This is a genomic window from Prevotella vespertina (assembly GCF_009728485.1).
GTDB lineage: Bacteria > Bacteroidota > Bacteroidia > Bacteroidales > Bacteroidaceae > Prevotella > Prevotella vespertina.
Window position 1 is genome coordinate 112,384 of record NZ_VVIQ01000004.1, and the last position, 20,240, is coordinate 132,623.

Consider the following 20,240-nt stretch of genomic DNA (forward strand, 5'->3'; position numbering starts at 1 on the left):
CATGAACAGCAAACAATCCCTTCTAGACTATCGTTATCTACGCATGGCAAGGATATGGGCGGAGAACTCATACTGCCGTCGTCGACAGGTCGGAGCACTAGTAGTTAAGGACAAGATGATTATTAGTGACGGTTATAATGGTACGCCAAGTGGATTCGAGAATGTCTGTGAGGACGAGACTGGAACGACGTTTCCTTACGTCTTGCATGCCGAGGCTAACGCTATCACGAAACTGGCTAGAAGTAGTAATAATAGTGATGGGGCAACGCTCTACGTAACGGCTTCGCCCTGTATAGAATGCGCCAAACTGATTATCCAATCGGGGATTCGTCGGGTTGTATATGCCGAGAAGTATCGCCTAACCGATGGTGTCGACTTGCTGGAGAAGGCTGGTGTAAAGGTTGAATATAAGGCTTTGGAGGGCGGACAGGACTAATATAATAAGGTGTAAGAAATGCCCGCTGATAAGTAAGAACATTTATGAATAAAGATAAAAATAATCGTTTCGTACCGCTGTTGATGGCTGTGTCAGTAGTCATCGGAGTCCTCATTGGCACCTTTTATGCCAATCACTTCTCTGGTAACCGATTGAATATCATCAATAGTGGAAGCAATCGATTGAATAACTTACTACACATTATTGATGATCAGTATGTCGACTCTGTCAATATCGACGAACTGGTTGAGAAGGCTATACCAGAGATCCTTTCGGAGCTCGATCCACACTCTGTTTACATCAGCGCAAAGGATGTTCAGGCTGCTACTGACGACTTGAAAGGCTCCTTCTCAGGCGTTGGTATTGAGTTTATCATACGTAACGACACATTGAGAGTACAGAATGTTATCAAGGATGGACCTGCTGATAAGGCTGGCATTCTGGCTGGTGATAAGGTGGTAAGTATCGGTGGTAAGCCTTTCGTGGGGAAGTCTGCTACAAATGAAGAAGCCATGCGCAGGCTCAAAGGACCTAAAGACTCTAAGGTCAAGATAGGCATTTTGCGCTATGGAGATCGTCAACCAAGAATATTCACAGTGACGCGTGGTGACATCTCAGTAAAGAGTATTTCGGCAGCTTATATGTTGAATGACTCCACTGGATATATACGTGTTAAGAACTTCGGCGAACGCACTTATGCGGAGATGCTTGCCGCTCTACAATCCTTGAATATACAAGGAGCTAGACAGTTAGTAATCGACCTTCGAGACAATGGAGGGGGCATCCTCGATGCCGCCGTACAAATGGCTAATGAGTTCCTACCGAAGAATAGACTCATTGTATATACACAAGGAAGGAAGAGCCCAAGGGTAGATTACCGTAGTGATGGGCGTGGAAGCTATCAACATATACCAATGGTTGTACTCATCAATGAGAACTCTGCATCTGCAGCAGAGATCTTTGCGGGGGCAATGCAGGACAATGATAGGGCCTTAATAGTGGGTCGCAGATCATTTGGAAAGGGTCTTGTGCAACAGCAGATACAGTTCCCTGATGGTAGCATGATACGCCTTACAGTAGCAAGATACTACACTCCGTCAGGCAGATGCATACAGAAACCATTCAAGCCAGGCGATAACATCGACTATGAGAACGACATTCTCACACGTTACAAGAATGGGGAATTCTTCTCACAGGATAGTATCAAGCATAAAGGACCAGCCTATCACACCCATAACGGGCGCATTGTTTATGGCGGAGGAGGCATTACACCTGATATATTCGTGCCCGAAGACACATCGAAGGTGACGTCTTATTTCAAAGAGGCGGTGCTTAGTGGACTGATGATGCAGTATTGCTTCAATTACACGGACAAGTATCGTAAGAAGTTAAGTACCTACACAGAAATGCGCCCACTGGCTGCTTATCTGTCTAAGCAGAACCTTGTCAGCGACTTTGCTAACTATGCCGACCGCAATGGGCTACACCGTCGTAACCTCATGATTATGCGTTCGCACACCCTACTGGAGGATTACCTCAACAGTAGAATCATCTATAATATCCTTGACGAGCAGGCTCTTTACGAGTATGCTAACCTCACGGACGAAACAATAAAACGGGCTTTAAGTGTCTTCAAGATGCCTCGGAGCCTTCTTCTAAAACCTCAAAATCATGCACGGGATACGTCTGTCTCGCACGGACGAACCCGTCCTAATCCAAGAAGACAATGACATACAACCTGTCTCCTAAACCCTCCTCTCCCACATGGGAGGAGGACTTTAGGGGGAAAACGAAGCCTGAGTTGCGCCGTTATGTACGACTGCTCAAACAGCAGTTCACGGCTGAAGAACTCACAGAACAGTCACACCTTATTATAAATAAGGTGCAGGCTCATCCGCAATTAAGGGTTGCTAATACCATTTTCTTATATACCTCAATGCCCGACGAAGTCAACACACACGAGCTTATTCAGCAACTCTACGATGACGGGAAGCGCATACTACTACCCGTAGTAGTGAGTCCGACGGAGATGGAACTGCGTCTCTTTCGGGGGTGGGAAGCAATGGAATGCAGTTCATTTGGAATCATGGAGCCCACTGGTAACTATTTCGATGATTATGAAAGCATCGACTTTGCCCTTATTCCGGGCATGGCTTTCGATGCAGAATGTAATCGCCTCGGACGTGGAAGAGGCTATTACGATCGCTTCCTACCGCTGATAAGTCGTGCTTATAAGTTCGCTGTCTGCTTCTCCTTTCAGTTCTTTGCACACATCCCAACCGATAAGACGGATATAAAAGTGGATGAAGTCATGAGAGGAGAGGCCTTTTAAGGCTTGCGAACACACTACTTTCTGATTATGAAGTAGCGACTTCCTGGATTTAAAAGGTTATTTAACTAAAAACCAAAAGGATTTAACATCATAAGGTAACAAATGTTATCTAAGATATTCATTATCGGTAAGTACCTTTGCAACAAACGAATATTTAATCTGTAACAGACTATGGTTAATAAGATGAAAGACTATCTCCCAGAGATAGAAATGGATAAGATGAAGGCGCTTCTTGACGTTGAGGAGCGTTACGAAACAGGTAAGATAACACTCGAGGAAGCACGTGAAATCATGCGAACAAAGGTGGGGAAGATTCGCCCCTATCACATTGCTTACATGGAGCAAACGCTTAAAGATGGTGCTGAAGATGAGTGTGTACGTGTGGATATGCGCAAGGTGAATGAGCTACTGGAGGGTTTCATGGACACGAGTCGACCACAGTTACCAGCCGACCATCCGCTTACACATTATTATAAAGAGAATGATGAGATGCGCAAACTACTGCTTGCTGCAGAGGATCTAGTGCAATATCCCGTCATTAAAAACCAATGGCTCGAATTGTACGATCAGTTCCGTCAATATCCAAAGCACTACCATCGCAAGCAAAACCAGCTCTATCCGCTATTGGAAAAGAAAGGTTTTGATCGCCCAACAACGACGATGTGGAACTTTGATGACATCGTTCGAGATGCTATCAAGAACTGTTATCAACTCTTGGAAGCTGGTGATGAGGATCAGTTCATAGCTGCTCAAAAGGAGATGATAGAGCTTGCGCGCGACCTTATGGATAAGGAGGAACGTATCCTCTATCCCACTTCCTTGGCATTAATCAGCCCTGCCGAATTTGAGGATATGAAGTCGGGTGATCAAGAGATAGGCTTTGCTTTCTTCGATGTTAAGCATGAAGAAACGCCAAAGACTGCCACAACTTCCACCGCTGATGATAGCTCTTTTGCAGCTGACTTACAGGCACTTTTAAAGAAACATGGCTATTCCGTTGGAAAAGATCAGGAGTTAGATGTAACCACGGGAAAGCTCACCTTGGAACAAATCAACCTTATTTATAAGCACTTACCAGTAGACATCTCTTTCGTAGATGAGCATGAATTGGTGAAGTTCTATTCGGACACTGACCATCGAATATTCCCTCGTTCGAAGAATGTCATTGGTCGTGAAGTATCCAACTGTCACCCTCGTAAGAGCGTACATATCGTTAAGGAGATTGTTGAGAAGTTCCGTAATGGGGAGCAGGAGAAGGCTGAATTTTGGATTAACAAGCCTGAGGTGTTCCTTTACATCGTCTATTTTGCGGTGCACGATGACGCTGGTAATTTCCGAGGTGTACTCGAAATGATGCAGGATTGCACACATATTCGTTCGCTGACAGGCTCTCAAACGCTATTAACATGGGCTAATCAGGAACCAAACTCTCCCACTGGTAACAACACAGGAAGCACCCCAACCAATCCTGAAGAAGACTCTGATTCAGCAGAAGGGACGGCAAAGAAACCTATTGCCATCACTCCCGAAACGCAGCTAAAAGACCTTTTTGCAGCTTATCCAACACTGAAAAAGGAACTTGCAGCACGTTACACACCCTTCAAAATGCTAAACTCTCCACTCGGAAAGCTCATCCTTAAGAAGGCAACGATTGCTTCCGCTGGTGAGCGCTCGGGCTTAGGTGAGGAGAAACTCATCGCTATGATCAAGGAGATTATTGCGCAATAGGAAAGGAAGAGAAGCCTAACTCTCAACCCTCTACAGCCTCTCCCCCAACCCCTCTCCGAATGGAGAGGGGAGTGAAAACTACTAGTAGGATGGGAGAGGATGGTTAGTGGGAATAGAGGTAATTATATTCTAGAATTAACGAAACGCCCTTCTCGATTGGAGAAGGGCGTTTCGTCATATCAAAGAGAGCCTCTCCTTACATCAAAGAGATGCCCCCTTTGTATTAAAGATGCCTTTTACTAACTTTCTCCCGTTAGGCACTCCTCCCCTTGGGGGAGGCTGGGAGGGGTTGTTCCATTCGGAGAGGGGTTGGGGGTGAGGCTGTAGATGGACGAGAGTTAGGCTGGTTATGGTTAGACGTGAGGCCTCTCTTTTACCTTTTCTAAGCATTAAATTTGCAGGAGTAAAATATTAAGTCTAACTTTGTAGGCGATATATTAATACTTATGGACTGGTTAATAAATTTATTCCAAACACAAGACTCGGTAGCACACATCGTGTTACTGTATTCTATTGTCATTGCTCTTGGTGTCTACTTAGGTAAGATTAAGATCGGAGGAATATCCCTCGGCGTCACCTTCGTACTCTTTGTTGGCATCCTCGCAGGGCACATTAACTTCACAGGGCCACGCCCAGTGTTGAACTTTCTACAAGACTTTGGACTAATACTCTTCGTCTTTATGATTGGTCTACAGGTTGGTCCAGGTTTCTTTGAGAGCTTCGGTAAAGGCGGATTGAAGCTCAATATCCTCTCTTCAGTAGCCATTCTGCTGAACATCTTGATGATGTTTGCATGCTACTACATCTTTTTTGACACCTCAAACAGCAGTAACCTGCCTATGATGGTAGGTACACTTTATGGTGCAGTAACCAACACTCCGGGTCTTGGTGCAGCCACCGAAGCCTTGCATAGTGTGTTCAAAGACAACATGAACTTCGATATTGCCAATGGTTACGCATGCGCTTATCCATTGGGAGTAGTGGGTATCATCGGTGCAACTATCGCTGTTCGCTACATCTGCAAGGTCAATCTTCAAGAGGAGAACGACAAGTTGATGGAGGAAGAAGGGGAGAACCCGAATGCTAAACCACACATTATGTCACTCAAGGTAGCCAATGCTTACATTGCAGGACGTACACTACAAGAGATCTCAGGGTTCCTCAATCGTGACATTGTTTGTACACGTATTAATAAGAAGGGAGACATATCTGTACCTAATAGAGATACCATCCTCGAGTCGGACGATGAGGTGATTATCGTTTCAGCAGAGGGCGATGCAAAGGCTATCCAGGCTTTCATTGGTCCAGAGATTGAGGTTGATTGGCACGAAGAAGACCAACCCAAGAAGATGGTCAGCAAGCGTATTATCGTCACCAACAGTGCTATGAATGGTAAAACATTGGCTAAGATGCACTTCAGTTCGGTGTATGGTGTGAACGTAACGCGCATTAGTCGTCAGGGAATGGATCTCTTCGCAAGTCGTAATCACCACTTTAATGTGGGCGACCGCATTATGGTTGTGGGTCCAGAAGAGAATGTTAATCGTGTTGCCGAACTAATGGGTAACTCTGAAAAACGTCTAAATACTCCTAACATCGCAACCATCTTTATCGGCATTATCGTGGGCATCCTCTTTGGTAGCTTACCATTGACTATACCACACATGCCCGTTCCTTTGAAGCTCGGTTTGGCTGGTGGTCCATTGATTATAGCCATCCTCATTGGTCGATTTGGCTATCGCATGCACCTCGTAACATATACTACAACCTCCGCAAACATGATGTTACGCGAGTTCGGACTAGCCTTGTTCCTTGCCTCAGTAGGCATTAAAGCGGGTGCAGGTTTCTGGGATACTGTGGTGCAGGGAGACGGTTTGAAGTATGTATATACGGGTTTCCTCATCACGATAGTTCCTATTCTCATCGTTGGAACTATCGCTCGCATGAAGTATAAATTCAACTATTTTACTATCATGGGAATGCTTGCTGGAACCTATACCGACCCACCAGCACTGGCTTACGCCAACTCTATTTGTAATGGTGAAGCCCCTGCCATAGGTTACTCAACGGTATATCCTTTAAGCATGTTCTTGCGTATCTTCACCGCACAAATCATCGTCCTGTTCTTCTGCGGGATGTAGTAAAAGCCTCTCCCAACCCTATTCGTAGGGAAAGAAGAAGCCTCACCCCCGTCCCCTCTCCGAATGGAGAGGGGCGTGAATACTGTTGATTGCAAATAAAGGGGGCGTCTCTTTGATGTGAAGAGAGGCTCTTTTCGACATAAGGAAACGCCCTTCTCTAATGGAGAAGGGCGTTTCGTTAATTTTAGAATATTACTACCTTTATTCCTGTTTAGCATTACTTTGCAAGCTAATAGTAGTAATCACGCCCCTCTCCATTCGGAGAGGGGACGGGGGTGAGGCTGTAGATGGTTGGGGTGAGGCTTTTAGTTAAATCAAAGAAGAGCCTCCACACGCAAACACTTGGTGGTTTCTTCGGTGAGACGGAAGTGGTGGTTAATACGCTGACCGACAACCCATAAGATTGTCCCCGTAGCATCTTGCAAGACAAGCTGGGTGCGTTTCTCAAAGCGGTTACGCTTCCGATTGGTTAAAAAGTCGCTTACTAATTGCGTTCCCTGCATACCCAATGGGGTGAAACGATCGCCTACCTCTGTTCGACGAAGGGTCAAAGGGAAACGGATGGAGGTTGCATCTAAGTCGATGATATTCGCATCCTTCGAGAAAGAAAGGGGTGTTTGTGGGTTGCGAAAAGACGTCGTTAGTCGGATAGAAGTATGTTCATCATAGATATAACGCCCCGTTTCAGGAATGACGAGTGGGCGTGGAACATCGTGTTCAAGCGGTAGAACGAGTAGAGAATGACGATCGTGAGTAAGCTCATAAGCCGCTGACTCCCATAGTTGCCCTGTCTTTTCGTTTGCAAGTTCGGCGACTTCTGTAATCTGCGAAGTAGTAAATCCGAGTGGTTTCAACACATAAAAAAGAAGGTAAGAAGGCGCAGGGAATTGCCGAACAACCTGTAAATCAAGAGCAAAAGGAACATTCTCTTCAGAAATGAAAGAACGTTTGAAAGATATTTCCTGACCATTCCTAAGAGGCTTAACAGCCGATTGTAACGCCTGTAATAAAGATGCCTCTACAATCTTATCTACATCCATTAAGTGCCGAGCCGTTGTAAGAATAGCATCGTTAACAGACGGGTTGATGGCTGCTAACTGGGGTAAAATATTCAATCGGAGTTTGTTTCTTACAACGTCATCAACGAGGTTTGTACTATCAGTAACATACGAGATAGCTTGCTGATGGAGGTATTCTTCTATCTCCTTACGGCTCACGCAGAGCAGAGGACGCACAATATCGCCCTTCTTCGGACGGATTCCAAGCATACCACTAAGCCCCGTTCCACGCACAAGATTGATGAGTATCGTCTCGACCGAATCCTCTTGATGATGCCCAACACATATCGCATCAGCCCCAAGAGCCTCTTTCAACTGAAAGAAGTAACGATAACGCAGTTCACGTGCAGCCATCTCTATACTCACTTTATGCACCTCGGCATAGGTCAAAGTATCAAAGTGAGCAATATGAAGAGGTATGTTTAATTGTTTACACAGGCTCTGGCAATACTCCTCATCACGATTGCTTTCATCGCCACGGAGGTGGAAATTGCAATGAACAGCGTCTGTCTCATAACCTAACTGGCGCATTGTCAACAGCAGGGCGACGCTATCAGCACCGCCCGAAAGGGCTACAAGGCAATGAGCCTTAGGCTTTAAGAGCTGTTCCGAGGCTATGTAACGCCTGATCTTATTCAACATATAGCACCAAGCCCTTCAAGTATTCGCCTTCAGGATGATATATATTGATAGGGTGATCGGCTGGTTGATGGAGCTGATGGAGTATCCGCACCTTTCGACCCGCTTGTGCGGCAGCTGTGAAAACAGCCTGTCTAAAGTTGTCTTTAGTCACTACTTGAGAGCAACTAAACGTAAAGAGAATACCGCCAGAGCGTATCTTTTCAAAGCCTTTCACATTAAGACGTGTATAGCCACGAAGCCCGTTCTTCAATGCTTGTCGGTGTTTGGCAAAGGCTGGGGGGTCGAGTATAATAAGGTCATACTTGCCCTCGTTGTCATCAAGATACTTAAAGGCATCCTCGCAGAAAGCCGCATGTCTCGTGTCTTCGGGGAAGTTTAGAGCAACGTTCTTATTGGTTAGTTCGATGGCTTTCGCCGAACTATCGACAGAATGAACACACTTAGCTCCACCGCGCATAGCGTACACTGAGAATCCACCTGTGTAACAGAACATATTGAGAACACTGCGTCCTTGGGCATAGTATTCCAATAAACTGCGGTTCTCCCGTTGGTCAATAAAGAAGCCAGTCTTCTGTCCTTTCAACCAATCAATATGGAACTTTAAACCATTCTCTATCGCTATGTTGTTATCCGTCTGACCATAGATAAACCCATTCTCCTGCCCTAGTTCGGCTTTAAAAGGTAAGGTGGTCTCACTCTTGTAATAGATACTATCGAGTTGATTTCCCATCACTTTCACCAGTGCGCGAGCAATGACTTCACGACAGACGTGCATCCCGACGGAATGAGCCTGCATAACAGCTGTTGTGCCATATATGTCTATTACAAGTCCTGGAAGGTTGTCGCCCTCACCATGAGCGAGGCGGTATGTGGTATTGGGATAGCCCTCCTTGCCTTCACCCGACTGACGAATTACCCCGATGGCATTGCGTACCTGCAAGGCAGCTGAGAGCCTACTCTCCCAGAACTCATCGTCAATCTTGACATCATGAAATGATAAAACTCGTACGGCAATAGAGCCTATTTGGAAGTGACCAACAGCTATGAAGCGGTTGTCGTGGGTCATTACTCTGACAATATCACCCTCTTCCAATCCTTCATCAATACGATTAATTGCACCTGAGAATATCCATGGATGGAAACGAAGTAAACTCTCTTCTTTTCCTCTATTTAAGTATACTTGCTTATACATAAAGTGTTTTTTCGTTTATTATTCCTTTCATCTTGTTATTAACAAAAGGCTCACACGGGGGCTTACTCGCTCTTGTGCGCAGCCTCAACAGGGGTTACTGGCTCTGGAGTGGGTACAACAACTAGCTTGTAATCGCCCGTTTCCTTCATTTCGTGCAGCCGTTCATAGAGCTTAATACAAGTCCATGCATCGGTGGAAGCATAGAGTTTCTGCTTGTCATTCAACACCTCATTCTCCCAGTTGGAGAGCTGTTCACGCTTGGCAATACGCTCGTGGAATACGTTAGCATACAACTTCTGAAGACTCATGTCTTCGATTCCTAACGACTTAACATAGTCCTGTAAATCAATAAAATAGCCTGGTTTGAAGTTGGCGCGTTGGTGAAGCATGAGCATATCATCGCTTAGTGAGAGTCCAACCTTGGGCACAGTGGTATCTTCAAGAAACCTCTTTATACAATCAGGGATACCTATGTAGTTCAGACGAAAGAGGAAACACACATCGTGATCACATGCTTGTAGCAGCGCAACTTTGCGTCGGTGCCCCTTTTTAAACACTGGTCTGGTCTCTGTGTCAATGCCTATAATATCCCTGGAAAGCAGATAATCGACTGCTTTCTCAGCCTCTGTCTCATTGAGAATGACCACAATTCGACCGGGAAAGGTCACTCTTGGTAATTGAGATATCCTACTTTTATCGAACTTATTATATATTACTTTATTCATTTCCAATACTCAACTGACTTGCAAAAGTATAAAAAAAGTATTAAAACATGTACTTATATGGCACGAAATTATTACTTTTGCAAGGATAAAACATTGATAAGATAAATGGCAAAGAAGAAATCCGAACGCAAGAGCAAGACGTTCACTGAGGCACTGGGACTCAATAATATCATTAATGACAAGACGGGGTTTGTGGTCGGACTCATACTTTTGTGTGTTGCTTTATTCATCTGCATTGCTTTCATTAGTTACTTTTCTACAGGACAGGCAGACCAGAGTTTGGTTGTAGATATGCGTCCTGGAGAGGTTCAGAATAGTGCTCGTGAGTTCCAGAACTACTGTGGTTCTATCGGAGCATTGCTTTCTTACGGTCTTATCTCACGTTGTTTCGGTATTCCCGCATTCCTTATTCCTGCCTTCATAGCGCTTTGTGGCGTTCGAATGATGGGTGCTTACAAGAAGATAAGTTTAACGAAATGGTTTCTCGGGATGGCTCTTGTAATGGTATGGGGGTCTGTCACGTTTGCTAAATTCCTAACTCCTTTGATGGGAGAGCAGGTTTTTAACCCAGGAGGCGACCATGGGGCATTCTGCGTCCAATATATGGAGAATCTTATAGGAGCACCTGGTTTGGTGTCGATACTAGTAATCGTTATGATTGCATACCTTACCTATTTGACTGCAGAAACTATCACTATTGTACGCAAAATACTAAATCCTGTGGGCTACATACGTAGTAAGGTGAAGTTCACCGTGGTGCGTGGTCGACATCAGGGAGATGCTAACAACAATGATGAAGAGGATGTGCTCATGCCCAACGAGGAACTGCAAGACGAGGTTGAACCCATTGATTCAAGCCTTGCCGAGCCTATCGACTTGCCCACCGAGCCTACTGGTGTAGAGCGTCTACCCGACTCTTTCCCTGAAAAAGCAGTCCTTGCTACACCACAGAAGAACGAGAAGAAGAATGAGAAACCGGGCTTTGATATTGAAGAGACACATAAGACGGAAGAGGCAAGCGGAAACACTGTTGCCAACGACGAATTACTCTTAACGCCTATAAACCCACGTGAGCCATTCACGAAATGGAAGTTTCCTACACTCGACTTACTCAAACAGTACGATTCAGATAACCGGACTAACTATGTGAGTCAAGAGGAGTTAGAGGCTAACAAAGACCGTATTATAAAGGTACTAAACGACTTCGGCGTACAGATAAGGAGCATACGTGCAACGGTAGGACCCACTATCACACTCTATGAAATTACTCCCGCACAGGGCATACGCATATCTAAAATAAAGAACCTAGAGGACGATATCGCCCTAAGTCTTGCTGCCATCGGTATAAGAATCATTGCTCCTATGCCTGGAAAGGGTACTATCGGCATTGAAGTTCCTAATGCGAAACCTAACATCGTATCGATGTTCTCCATCCTAAACTCTAAGAAGTTCCAAGAGTCGAAGATGGAGTTACCAATCGCATTAGGCAAGACTATCACTAATGATGTGTACATGGTCGACCTCGCAAAGATCCCTCATCTACTCGTAGCGGGCGCCACTGGACAAGGAAAGTCCGTTGGTTTGAATGCTATCATCACTTCGCTCTTATACAAGAAACACCCGAATGAATTGAAGATAGTGCTTGTTGACCCTAAAAAAGTTGAGTTCAGCGTGTACTCCCCAATAGCTAAACCATTCATGGCAGCCGTTGAAGAGAACGAAGAAGAGCCTATCATCACTGACGTGCAGAAAGTGGTAAAGACGCTGAAAGGACTTTGCGTACTCATGGATGAGCGTTACGACAAACTCAAGGCAGCCCGTGTTCGTAACATAAAGGAATATAATCAGAAGTATCTGAACCACCACCTCAACCCAGAAGAGGGGCATGAATACATGCCATACATCGTTGTTATCATTGATGAGTTCGGTGACTTGATCCTCACGGCAGGCAAGGAAGTGGAGATGCCTATCACTCGTATCGCCCAACTAGCACGTGCCGTTGGTATCCACATGATTATTGCTACACAGCGACCAACGACTTCTATCATCACAGGTAACATCAAGGCGAACTTCCCGGGACGCATTGCTTTCCGTGTGGGAGCGATGATGGACTCTCGAATTATCCTCGATCGACCAGGTGCGCAACAGCTTGTTGGACGTGGAGATATGCTTTATCTCAACGGAGCCGACCCTGTTCGTGTGCAGTGCGCATTTGTGGATACACCCGAAGTAGAGAGTATCTCGAAGTTTATCTCTAATCAGTTGGGACCTGTGGCACCATTAGAAATCCCAGAGCCATTGTCTGATGACGATGCTGCTGGCGGTGGTTCGCTTGACACCCACAGCCTGGATCCACTCTTTGAAGAGGCTGCTCGTGCCATTGTCGTCAATCAACAAGGATCAACGAGTATGATTCAACGCCGTTTCTCTATCGGTTACAATCGTGCAGGAAGGCTCATGGATCAGATGGAGAAAGCTGGTATCGTGGGAGCAGCGAAGGGTTCTAAACCACGTGAAGTATTGCTTAGTGACGAGGTGAGTCTCGATAATCTCTTGGCAAGTCTACGTGGATAACAAACAAAGAACAGCAACTTTTTAAATAAAGAAATACGTCGATTAAAACAATACGACAATGAAACAAATTAAGTATCTACTATTACTTGTAGCCATCTTGATGGCTAACAGCACCTTTGCACAGAGTGCGGCAAAGGCGAAGGAGTGCCTCGATAAGGCAACAGCAATCGTCTCTAACCAAAGCGGTATCACCGCTCGTTTCACCATTTCAAGCCCTAGCATGGGGCATACCAGCGGTTCCATCTCGGTGAAAGGTACTAAGTTTGTTGCCACAACACCGCAAGCTACCATTTGGTTTAACGGCAAAACGCAATGGACTTACATGAAGTCTACCAACGAGGTGAACGTTTCTAACCCTACTGAGGCACAGCGAGTAGCCATGAACCCATACGCTTTGATGACCCTATATAGACAAGGTTACGACCTGTCAATGACGTCTCAAGGCGGCTCATACGTCGTTCACATGAAGGCAACAAACGCTAAACGCAGTGTGTCTGAGGCTTATGTAACCGTTAGCAAGGGCTATCAGTTGCAGGGAATCAAGATGAAACAAGGAGGGAAGTGGACTACTATTAAGATTAGTTCTATCCAACGCAAGAGTCTGTCAGACGGCATTTTTAACTTCAATAAGAAGCACTGCCCGAGTGCAGAAGTTGTTGATTTAAGATAATAAACACGCTCTTTTCTTCCTTTATTTATCAATCATCAAGAAAAGAGGAAAGCGATAAGAAAGAAGCAGAAGGAGACTGGGATGACTTATTGGGAGACCTTTCTAACTCTTCGCCAACACTTCTCTCTCGCCGAAAAGCGCATAAAACAAAGGAGAGCCAACCGCATAGCAAGGTATATCTACTATGCGTTGACGCTCTTTGCGTATGCTTATATCGCATGGGGCGGATGGCAACTTGCCAACTTAGCAAGCGAACCTGAATATGGTGGCTATCGTCTCATCTTTATTCTCTTACCCCTCTTTCTCATCGTTGACCATATCTTTCGCTATGGAACAATACGTCAGGAATTCTTCCGATTGCGCCCTTATCTTCTCTTACCATTGCCTCGTTACGCTTGTGTTGACTATCTCATCCTGCGTCAGATAGCGCAACATGGTAATCTCTTCCTACCTCTCATCGCCATTCCCTTTGGTTTGAAATCCTTATTACCAGCCGTCGGACCAATGGAAATGATGGGCTACACGCTTGGAATATGCCTACTTAGTCTTATCAACGGACAGTTTTTTCAAATCACACAAACACTATCCTCACGCCGACTTGTTTATTATCTCTTACCCATAGTGGTTTATCCACTCCTCTTCATCCCCTTCTTCTTCGTGCCATCTGTAGCTGATCTCTTCCAGCAAGCGGCTCTCTTCGGACAACTAATCATGCAAGGGAATATCGCTTTCTATCTACCAGCTCTGTGCCTACTCATCATCCTCACACTCATAAACAGGCGTGTTCTGTTGAGTCATCTCTATTATGAAGCATACACAGCAGGCGTAACAAAGACGACAAAAAGGCATGTTCTATCGCTCAATTTCCTAGAGTATTTCAAAGAGTTAAGCGAATACTTGAAACTGGAAGTGCGTTTCATCCAACGCAATAAACGCTTGCGTCACTCCTTTATCAACAGCACCTGCTTCATTATCTTTTATTCGATAGCGATGATTTGGCAGTCGGAAAGCGATTCAACCATCACTGATACCATTCTTCTCTATTGTTTTTCAATCTATGGTATAGCCTTTCTTACACCCTTGATGTGCTATGATGGCAACTATTTCGAGTGCCTTGTCATGCTGCCAAAGAGCCTACCTCAACTCTTACTTGCCAAGTATTACTTTTATTCAGTACTCTTGCTCATCCCCTTATTGTGCCTCCTTCCTGCCGTGATAATGGGTAATGTGAGTGTGTGGCTCATCCTCGCTTTCTTCCTTTATACCGCTGGATTCACTTATAGAATACTCTTCCAAATGGCTATATATAATAAGGTGTCATACCCAATGAACGCCTCTCACTCGGCGACTCGATCGAACACGAAGATACCATACATGCAATACATCGTACCTTTCATAGTCCTCGGTCTGCCCGTGCCTGTCATCCTTTTAGGGAAAAACTACCATCTAGAAAATCTATCTAACCTTCTTCTTACTCTCATCGGATTGCCTTTTATTCTTACGCACCAGCAATGGATCAAACAGATCAACCGCCGAATGAGAGCACAACAACACGAACAGATTGCAGGCTTCCGAGGCTGTTAGACGCAGAAAACGCAGACTAGTAAGATTCTGCGAAGCATTCTTCAACTGTGCAGATTAGCCATTTCTCTTTTTATCCTAACCCTCTTCCGTCAAGGAAAGTTCCCTCCCCTATTCTACTGAGAATAAACGAACTACAAGAAAAGAATATGTGTTTTGGATCACTATGAAGGATATGTAAAAACGGAGATAAGTCATTTCTGATATTTATTTACAATCCCACTAGGACATAAAAACAGGTTTCCTGAATGATTGAAAACCTACAAGCAATAAAAAAGCGATGGCCTTCTCAGGTGATCGCTTGCAATCTAATAGGTATTAGTTACTTTCTAAAAGGTAAAAGATTGTGTTCAGGATAACGATACAAAGATATGATTTTTTATTGTAACTAGCAAACTTATCCAACACTTTTTCATGACATTCTACGTGTGTACGAACACATATTTAAGTGATAAATGGGCGTAATTAAAAACCTATCTAGCCATCTCAACAACCTCAGTCAACCTCCCCCACAAAGAAAAAAAACATCATCCTAACTTCAACCACAGCCTCACGTCTAACTCCTCTACAGCCTCCCCCCCATTCCCTCTCCGAATGGAAAAGCCTCCCCCAGCCCCTCCGAAGGGAGGGGAGAGCCTAACGGGAGCAAGTTAGGAAAAGGCATTCTTAATACAAAGAGGGCGTTTCTTCAATGTGAAGGAACGCCCTTTTCATTGCAAGGAAACGCCCTCTTATACTGCAACTAATCCTTGAAAATGAAGAAAAATCGGAGTTTGCGCAAACTAACTGATAATGAACAGGATATGAAATGATTTGCATAAAACTGCTCTATTTGTAAAAGGCAGGAAAGTGCGGATTTAAGTAGAAGTTCAGTTACTAAATCATTACCAAGATTTGAGGTAGGTAACTAAAAGCAGAGGTAGGTAACTGAAATTATTTTCTCTCGTGTGCCTGTTGCATTGGTCGGCAGTTTTCTGCATAAGTGAAGAACGCTTTAATTCGGGTAACTTTGCCCATAAAAATTAAAGTGTATGAAAACAGTAAAGATGAAGGTGTTGCTCTATCTCAAAAAGAGCAGCATTGACAAGTCGGGTAAGGCTCCCATCATGGGACGTATCACGCTTGGAAGGAGTATTGCGCAGTTCAGCTGCAAACTATCCTGTAACCCTGATTTGTGGAATCCCCGTGAACGTAGAATGGGCGGAAAGAGCCGTGAGGCGGTGGAAGTGAACGGCAGATTGGAAATCCTTCTGCTATCCGTCCAAACAGCCTATCAGTCTCTGCTATCCAAAGGTTGTCCATTTGATGCAACTGATATAAAAGAGGAATTTCAAGGAAGCGTTCAATCTAAGTGTATGCTTATTGAAAGACTGGATAGACTCATCAAAGAGAAAGAAAACCATATAGGCATTGACATAAAGGGAAAAAGCATATTTGGCTACCATTCCACTCGTACTCATTTACAGAACTTTATAAAAAGTAGGTATAAGGTTTCTGATTTGGCTTTCTCACAGCTTACTGAGCAGTTCATCTACGACTTCCAACAATACTTTATGGGGATTTGCGGGTTTCAGGAAAGTATGTTCTATAATGCTGCAACCCATTTGAAAACGGTGTGCAGATTGGCTTACCGTGAAGGATTAGCCGATATTTTGTTGTTTGACAAAGTCAAGGTAAGCAAAGGCGACAAGAAACTACCCAAAGCTCTTGACAGGTGTTCGCTTGACAAACTAATGAACATACAGTTTGGAGAGTTGGAGGAGGAAATGGAAACAGCAAGGGACTTGTTTGTCTTTGCCTGCCATACGGGTGCAGCTTATTGCGATTTGATGGAGTTAAACAGGTCGTATCTTGTCCGTGATGATGAGGGAAGCCTTTGGCTGAAGTTCAACAGGCAGAAGACAGGTGTACTTTGCCGTATCAAGTTGTTGCCCGAAGCCATCAGAATAATAGAGAAGTATCGAAGCGATGAAAGAGAAAGGCTGCTGCCACCTATGAAGTATGCCACCTATCAATCGTATCTTAAAGCATTGCGCCTAAGAGTCGGCATAGCCTTTCCCTTTACCACGCATACGGCAAGACATACCTTTGCCACGCTCATCACACTGGAACAAGGAGTGCCAATAGAAACGGTAAGTAAGATGTTGGGGCATAGCAACGTGAGTATGACCGAACGGTATGCAAAGGTTACGCCACAAAAGCTGTTTGTGGAGTTTGAACGTTTCCTTTCTTTCACGGAGGATATGCAGATGAGTATTTAGCAATAGTAGTATTAAAACTAAAATCATGATGAGAAGTACATTCAAGACACTGTTTTATATCAACAGACAAAAGTCCAAAACAAATGGTATGACCGCTATACTCTGCCGTATCACAATAGACGGTAAGCAGTCAGTCATTACCACAAACGAAGAATGCAAGCCCACAGAGTGGAACTCCAAGCAGGGGATAACTACGGATAAGAAAACAAATCTTCGCCTGCAAGCATTCAGAGAACTGGTCGAGAAGACCTATCAGAAACTACTCATAGAAGACGGAGTGGTAAGCGTGGAACTTATCAAGAATCTCTTGCAAGGTATAGCTACTAACCCCACCACGCTCCTTACCATGAGCAAGGCAGAACTGCAATCTGTCAAGGAGAGCGTAGGCAAGTCAAGGGCGGAGGGAACTTATCTGAACCTGTCCCATTCTGACAGAAATCTCCGCGAGTTTATCAAAGATAAAGGATTGCAGGACATATCCATTTCCACCATTACGGAGGACTTGTTTGAGGAATACCGCTTCTTTCTTAAAAAGAAGGGACTGAAAGGCTCTACCATCAACAATTACCTTTGTTGGCTGAGCCGTTTGATGTTTCGTTCGGTAAGCCAGCGTATCATTTGCTACAATCCATTTGAGCATGCAGAATATGAAAAGGAAGAAAAGACTATCCGCTTTCTTAACAAGAGCGATGTAGTAAAACTGATGGCAATAAAGATATGTGATAGCGATGCCGAACTTACAAGGCAGATGTTCGTGTTTTCTTGTTTTACAGGTTTAGCCATTGCAGATATGGAACGCTTGAAGTTTGGGCATATTAAGAGTGCAGCGGACGGACAGATGTATATCAGAAAGGAGCGTCAGAAGACCAAAGTGGAGTTCATTGTGCCGTTACACCCTATCGCCATGACTATTATCGAACAACAAAGAGAGGTACAGACGATGAAAGAAGAAGATAATAACACGGATATGGATAATCGCCTTATCTTTCAGACTTGTTGCAGCAGAAATGTGTTGGCTAAACAGTTAAGCATCATAGGTAAGGCTTGCGGTATCAAGCAACGCTTGTCCTATCACCTGGGAAGACATACCTTCGGTACGATGTGCCTAAGCGCAGGTGTCCCTATCGAGAGCATAGCCAAGATGATGGGACACGCATCAATTGCAAGTACGCAGATTTATGCACAGGTGACGGACTGCAAGATTTCGGAAGATATGGACAGGCTCATTGCCAAGCATAAGTGTACTAATGAGATAATGGAAAAGGAAGCATATAAAACAGTGGTGTAAGGTCAGAGAGGAAAATAAACTTTCAGGCATCACAAAATAATAACAGATAATCAATGAAAGAGGTGTGAATATGAAAGCAAAGCATAATCAAAAGGACGACCAGAGAAAGGCAGAGTGTAATCAGTCCGATGACAATATAAGAAAAGCTATCGAGCGTTGCTTTTTTGAGTGGAGCGATGGTATGTGTGTTATTCGTCAAGGGAAAGGAGAGATTGCTATGACGGAGGGCGAACTTGCAAAGTTTTTCGGAGTTAGTTGGCAAAAAGTTAATCACAAGGTTAAGCTTATAAAACAGACTATGTGCTTGAAGCATTATGAGATAAAAGCAGCTAATGCCATCAGTAGCGTAAGTAAGCAGGGGGATAACGTAGAGAGTTATGCGCCACTATGCCCCTTGCCCATTATCATCGCCCTTTCCTTTCATCTTGACAGCATAGAGGCAGGTATGTTTAGGAAATATCTCTACCAAAGGCTGCAATCTCCTGCGCCAAGATTCATTCCTATTATTGTTGATACAAGTGGCGTACAGGGGTGCTGATTGGCAGTTATACAGATTACTGATTATATTCTTTTTCTTTCACTGTTATATCTTACTACATAACTACATTAAAGGTAAAGCGTTGAAAGAGAAAGGATTAACGAGTAGTTACAATATAGGATATACAGAAACTACAATATGACTACTTTTCTAAAGGTATGCTACGTTTTGGCATATCCAGTATGTAACTTTGCAACCAAAATAAATTAAAGATTTATAAACTTATGCCAAATTTGATATACTGTGAGGGAGAGTTCTGTCGCATATCCCCTAAAGATAGTAGGATACTAGAATGTTCGGACATAGGAACACATCCGTGGAAATTTTGTTATAACAAAAGAGAAGTAGGCCACTTCTATAAACTGGAATGTGGAAATAATGTTCTTTTTGCATGGACAAGCAAAGGGGTTTTCTATTCAGAAAGCAGAGGGCATTTTTGGCATTTGGTACGCCCTCATGTCCCCTCCCGTATAATTCAAAAACAATCCAAACAAATTAAATTAGAAGGAAATAAAATGAGTAAAAAAGAATTATAAAAGATGTGAAATTAATTGAAAAGACAACTAAAGAAGCATGGGGGAGGCGTCTATGATGGTGCAGTGGGATATACCGCTACTTGAGAAATTTAAGGACAAAGTCGATTGGAAAAAAGTTTCTGAAAGTTTTGTTGTATTGTGGTCGCTTCCATTATTAGAACGTTTTGAACAATACATCTGTTGGGACACTTTGTCGGACAACTATAACCCTGCATTGCTTCAGGAAAATATCATTGATAAGTTTATTGACCACTGGAATTGGACAAAACTTACCAACAACCTTGAGATGATATGGACTACTGAAAAAATAGATAAATATGCCAATCATTTAGATTGGTCAATGTTGTTAGACCGACTTGAAGATCTTTTTTTAGATGATATGGTAGACCCGTTCTTGTTTTACCATCGCTATAAGAAGTATATACCAAATGATCTTCTTGTTGAAACAGAACTATGGGCAGCAATGCGTAAAAAGATGAGGGAGGAAGAATATAATAAAATCATACAACAGATTAATACTTTATAGCATCAATCTTAT

The 20,240-nt window shown here is 43.9% G+C and carries 15 protein-coding genes; 12 read left to right on the forward strand and 3 right to left on the reverse strand.

Annotation, left to right across the window (positions count from 1 at the left end):
- Window position 1 precedes the first annotated feature (1 nt).
- The 5 genes from F0475_RS05200 to F0475_RS05220 all read left to right on the forward strand — a co-directional run bounded on the left by F0475_RS05200 (window position 2) and on the right by F0475_RS05220 (window position 6,637).
- Window positions 2-436 (forward strand): deoxycytidylate deaminase, encoded by a 435-nt coding sequence (locus F0475_RS05200; RefSeq protein WP_155715781.1) that lies wholly within the window; start codon window positions 2-4, stop codon window positions 434-436.
- Window positions 437-480: 44 nt separating this feature from the next.
- Entirely contained in the window at window positions 481-2,166 is a 1,686-nt protein-coding gene (locus F0475_RS05205; protein WP_155715782.1) for a S41 family peptidase, read from the forward strand.
- A complete protein-coding gene (locus tag F0475_RS05210; RefSeq protein ID WP_155715783.1) occupies window positions 2,163-2,768 on the forward strand; it encodes a 5-formyltetrahydrofolate cyclo-ligase in 606 nt (201 codons plus the stop codon). Before F0475_RS05205 ends, F0475_RS05210 begins: the two co-directional genes overlap by 4 nt.
- Before the next feature lie 171 nt (window positions 2,769-2,939).
- Window positions 2,940-4,496, forward strand: coding sequence for a DUF438 domain-containing protein (locus tag F0475_RS05215; protein WP_155715784.1), 1,557 nt, complete (start codon window positions 2,940-2,942; stop codon window positions 4,494-4,496).
- Between the two features lie 446 nt (window positions 4,497-4,942).
- On the forward strand, window positions 4,943-6,637 hold the full coding sequence (locus F0475_RS05220; RefSeq protein WP_155715785.1) for a putative transporter: 1,695 nt from the start codon (window positions 4,943-4,945) through the stop codon (window positions 6,635-6,637).
- A 314-nt stretch (window positions 6,638-6,951) separates the two neighbouring features.
- Here the strand turns inward: F0475_RS05220 and tilS are convergent, their stop codons facing one another.
- The 3 genes from tilS to F0475_RS05235 all read right to left on the reverse strand — a co-directional run bounded on the left by tilS (window position 6,952) and on the right by F0475_RS05235 (window position 10,254).
- Entirely contained in the window at window positions 6,952-8,337 is a 1,386-nt protein-coding gene (gene tilS, locus F0475_RS05225; protein WP_155715786.1) for a tRNA lysidine(34) synthetase TilS, read from the reverse strand.
- Entirely contained in the window at window positions 8,327-9,529 is a 1,203-nt protein-coding gene (locus F0475_RS05230; protein ID WP_155715787.1) for a class I SAM-dependent rRNA methyltransferase, read from the reverse strand. Before F0475_RS05230 ends, tilS begins: the two co-directional genes overlap by 11 nt.
- A gap of 62 nt (window positions 9,530-9,591) precedes the next feature.
- Window positions 9,592-10,254: a 3'-5' exonuclease gene (locus F0475_RS05235; protein WP_155715788.1), complete on the reverse strand. Its 663-nt coding sequence runs from the start codon at window positions 10,252-10,254 to the stop codon at window positions 9,592-9,594.
- A gap of 105 nt (window positions 10,255-10,359) precedes the next feature.
- Here F0475_RS05235 and F0475_RS05240 point away from each other — a divergent pair, with 105 nt between their 5' ends.
- From F0475_RS05240 to F0475_RS05270, 7 genes are all read left to right on the forward strand, one after another.
- On the forward strand, window positions 10,360-12,828 hold the full coding sequence (locus F0475_RS05240; RefSeq protein ID WP_155715789.1) for an FtsK/SpoIIIE family DNA translocase: 2,469 nt from the start codon (window positions 10,360-10,362) through the stop codon (window positions 12,826-12,828).
- Between the two features lie 58 nt (window positions 12,829-12,886).
- Window positions 12,887-13,498 (forward strand): LolA-like putative outer membrane lipoprotein chaperone, encoded by a 612-nt coding sequence (locus F0475_RS05245; RefSeq protein ID WP_155715790.1) that lies wholly within the window; start codon window positions 12,887-12,889, stop codon window positions 13,496-13,498.
- Between the two features lie 81 nt (window positions 13,499-13,579).
- Window positions 13,580-15,082 (forward strand): DUF5687 family protein, encoded by a 1,503-nt coding sequence (locus F0475_RS05250; protein ID WP_155715791.1) that lies wholly within the window; start codon window positions 13,580-13,582, stop codon window positions 15,080-15,082.
- Window positions 15,083-16,110: 1,028 nt separating this feature from the next.
- Entirely contained in the window at window positions 16,111-17,340 is a 1,230-nt protein-coding gene (locus F0475_RS05255; protein WP_155715792.1) for a site-specific integrase, read from the forward strand.
- 28 nt (window positions 17,341-17,368) lie between these two features.
- Window positions 17,369-18,628: a site-specific integrase gene (locus F0475_RS05260; protein WP_155715873.1), complete on the forward strand. Its 1,260-nt coding sequence runs from the start codon at window positions 17,369-17,371 to the stop codon at window positions 18,626-18,628.
- 70 nt (window positions 18,629-18,698) lie between these two features.
- The gene (locus F0475_RS05265) at window positions 18,699-19,166 is read left to right on the forward strand and encodes a hypothetical protein (protein ID WP_155715793.1); all 468 of its coding nucleotides are present in this window, start codon (window positions 18,699-18,701) and stop codon (window positions 19,164-19,166) included.
- Between the two features lie 573 nt (window positions 19,167-19,739).
- Entirely contained in the window at window positions 19,740-20,228 is a 489-nt protein-coding gene (locus F0475_RS05270) for a hypothetical protein (protein ID WP_199879788.1), read from the forward strand.
- Window positions 20,229-20,240: the final 12 nt, after the last annotated feature.

Coding starts and splice junctions, on each gene's coding strand:
- F0475_RS05200 (WP_155715781.1), top strand. CDS start 2: ATGAACAGCAAACAATCCCTTCTAGACTATCGTTATCTACGCATGGCA.
- F0475_RS05205 (WP_155715782.1), top strand. CDS start 481: ATGAATAAAGATAAAAATAATCGTTTCGTACCGCTGTTGATGGCTGTG.
- F0475_RS05210 (WP_155715783.1), top strand. CDS start 2,163: ATGACATACAACCTGTCTCCTAAACCCTCCTCTCCCACATGGGAGGAG.
- F0475_RS05215 (WP_155715784.1), top strand. CDS start 2,940: ATGGTTAATAAGATGAAAGACTATCTCCCAGAGATAGAAATGGATAAG.
- F0475_RS05220 (WP_155715785.1), top strand. CDS start 4,943: ATGGACTGGTTAATAAATTTATTCCAAACACAAGACTCGGTAGCACAC.
- tilS (WP_155715786.1), bottom strand. CDS start 8,337: ATGTTGAATAAGATCAGGCGTTACATAGCCTCGGAACAGCTCTTAAAG.
- F0475_RS05230 (WP_155715787.1), bottom strand. CDS start 9,529: ATGTATAAGCAAGTATACTTAAATAGAGGAAAAGAAGAGAGTTTACTT.
- F0475_RS05235 (WP_155715788.1), bottom strand. CDS start 10,254: ATGAATAAAGTAATATATAATAAGTTCGATAAAAGTAGGATATCTCAA.
- F0475_RS05240 (WP_155715789.1), top strand. CDS start 10,360: ATGGCAAAGAAGAAATCCGAACGCAAGAGCAAGACGTTCACTGAGGCA.
- F0475_RS05245 (WP_155715790.1), top strand. CDS start 12,887: ATGAAACAAATTAAGTATCTACTATTACTTGTAGCCATCTTGATGGCT.
- F0475_RS05250 (WP_155715791.1), top strand. CDS start 13,580: ATGACTTATTGGGAGACCTTTCTAACTCTTCGCCAACACTTCTCTCTC.
- F0475_RS05255 (WP_155715792.1), top strand. CDS start 16,111: ATGAAAACAGTAAAGATGAAGGTGTTGCTCTATCTCAAAAAGAGCAGC.
- F0475_RS05260 (WP_155715873.1), top strand. CDS start 17,369: ATGAGAAGTACATTCAAGACACTGTTTTATATCAACAGACAAAAGTCC.
- F0475_RS05265 (WP_155715793.1), top strand. CDS start 18,699: ATGAAAGCAAAGCATAATCAAAAGGACGACCAGAGAAAGGCAGAGTGT.
- F0475_RS05270 (WP_199879788.1), top strand. CDS start 19,740: ATGGGGGAGGCGTCTATGATGGTGCAGTGGGATATACCGCTACTTGAG.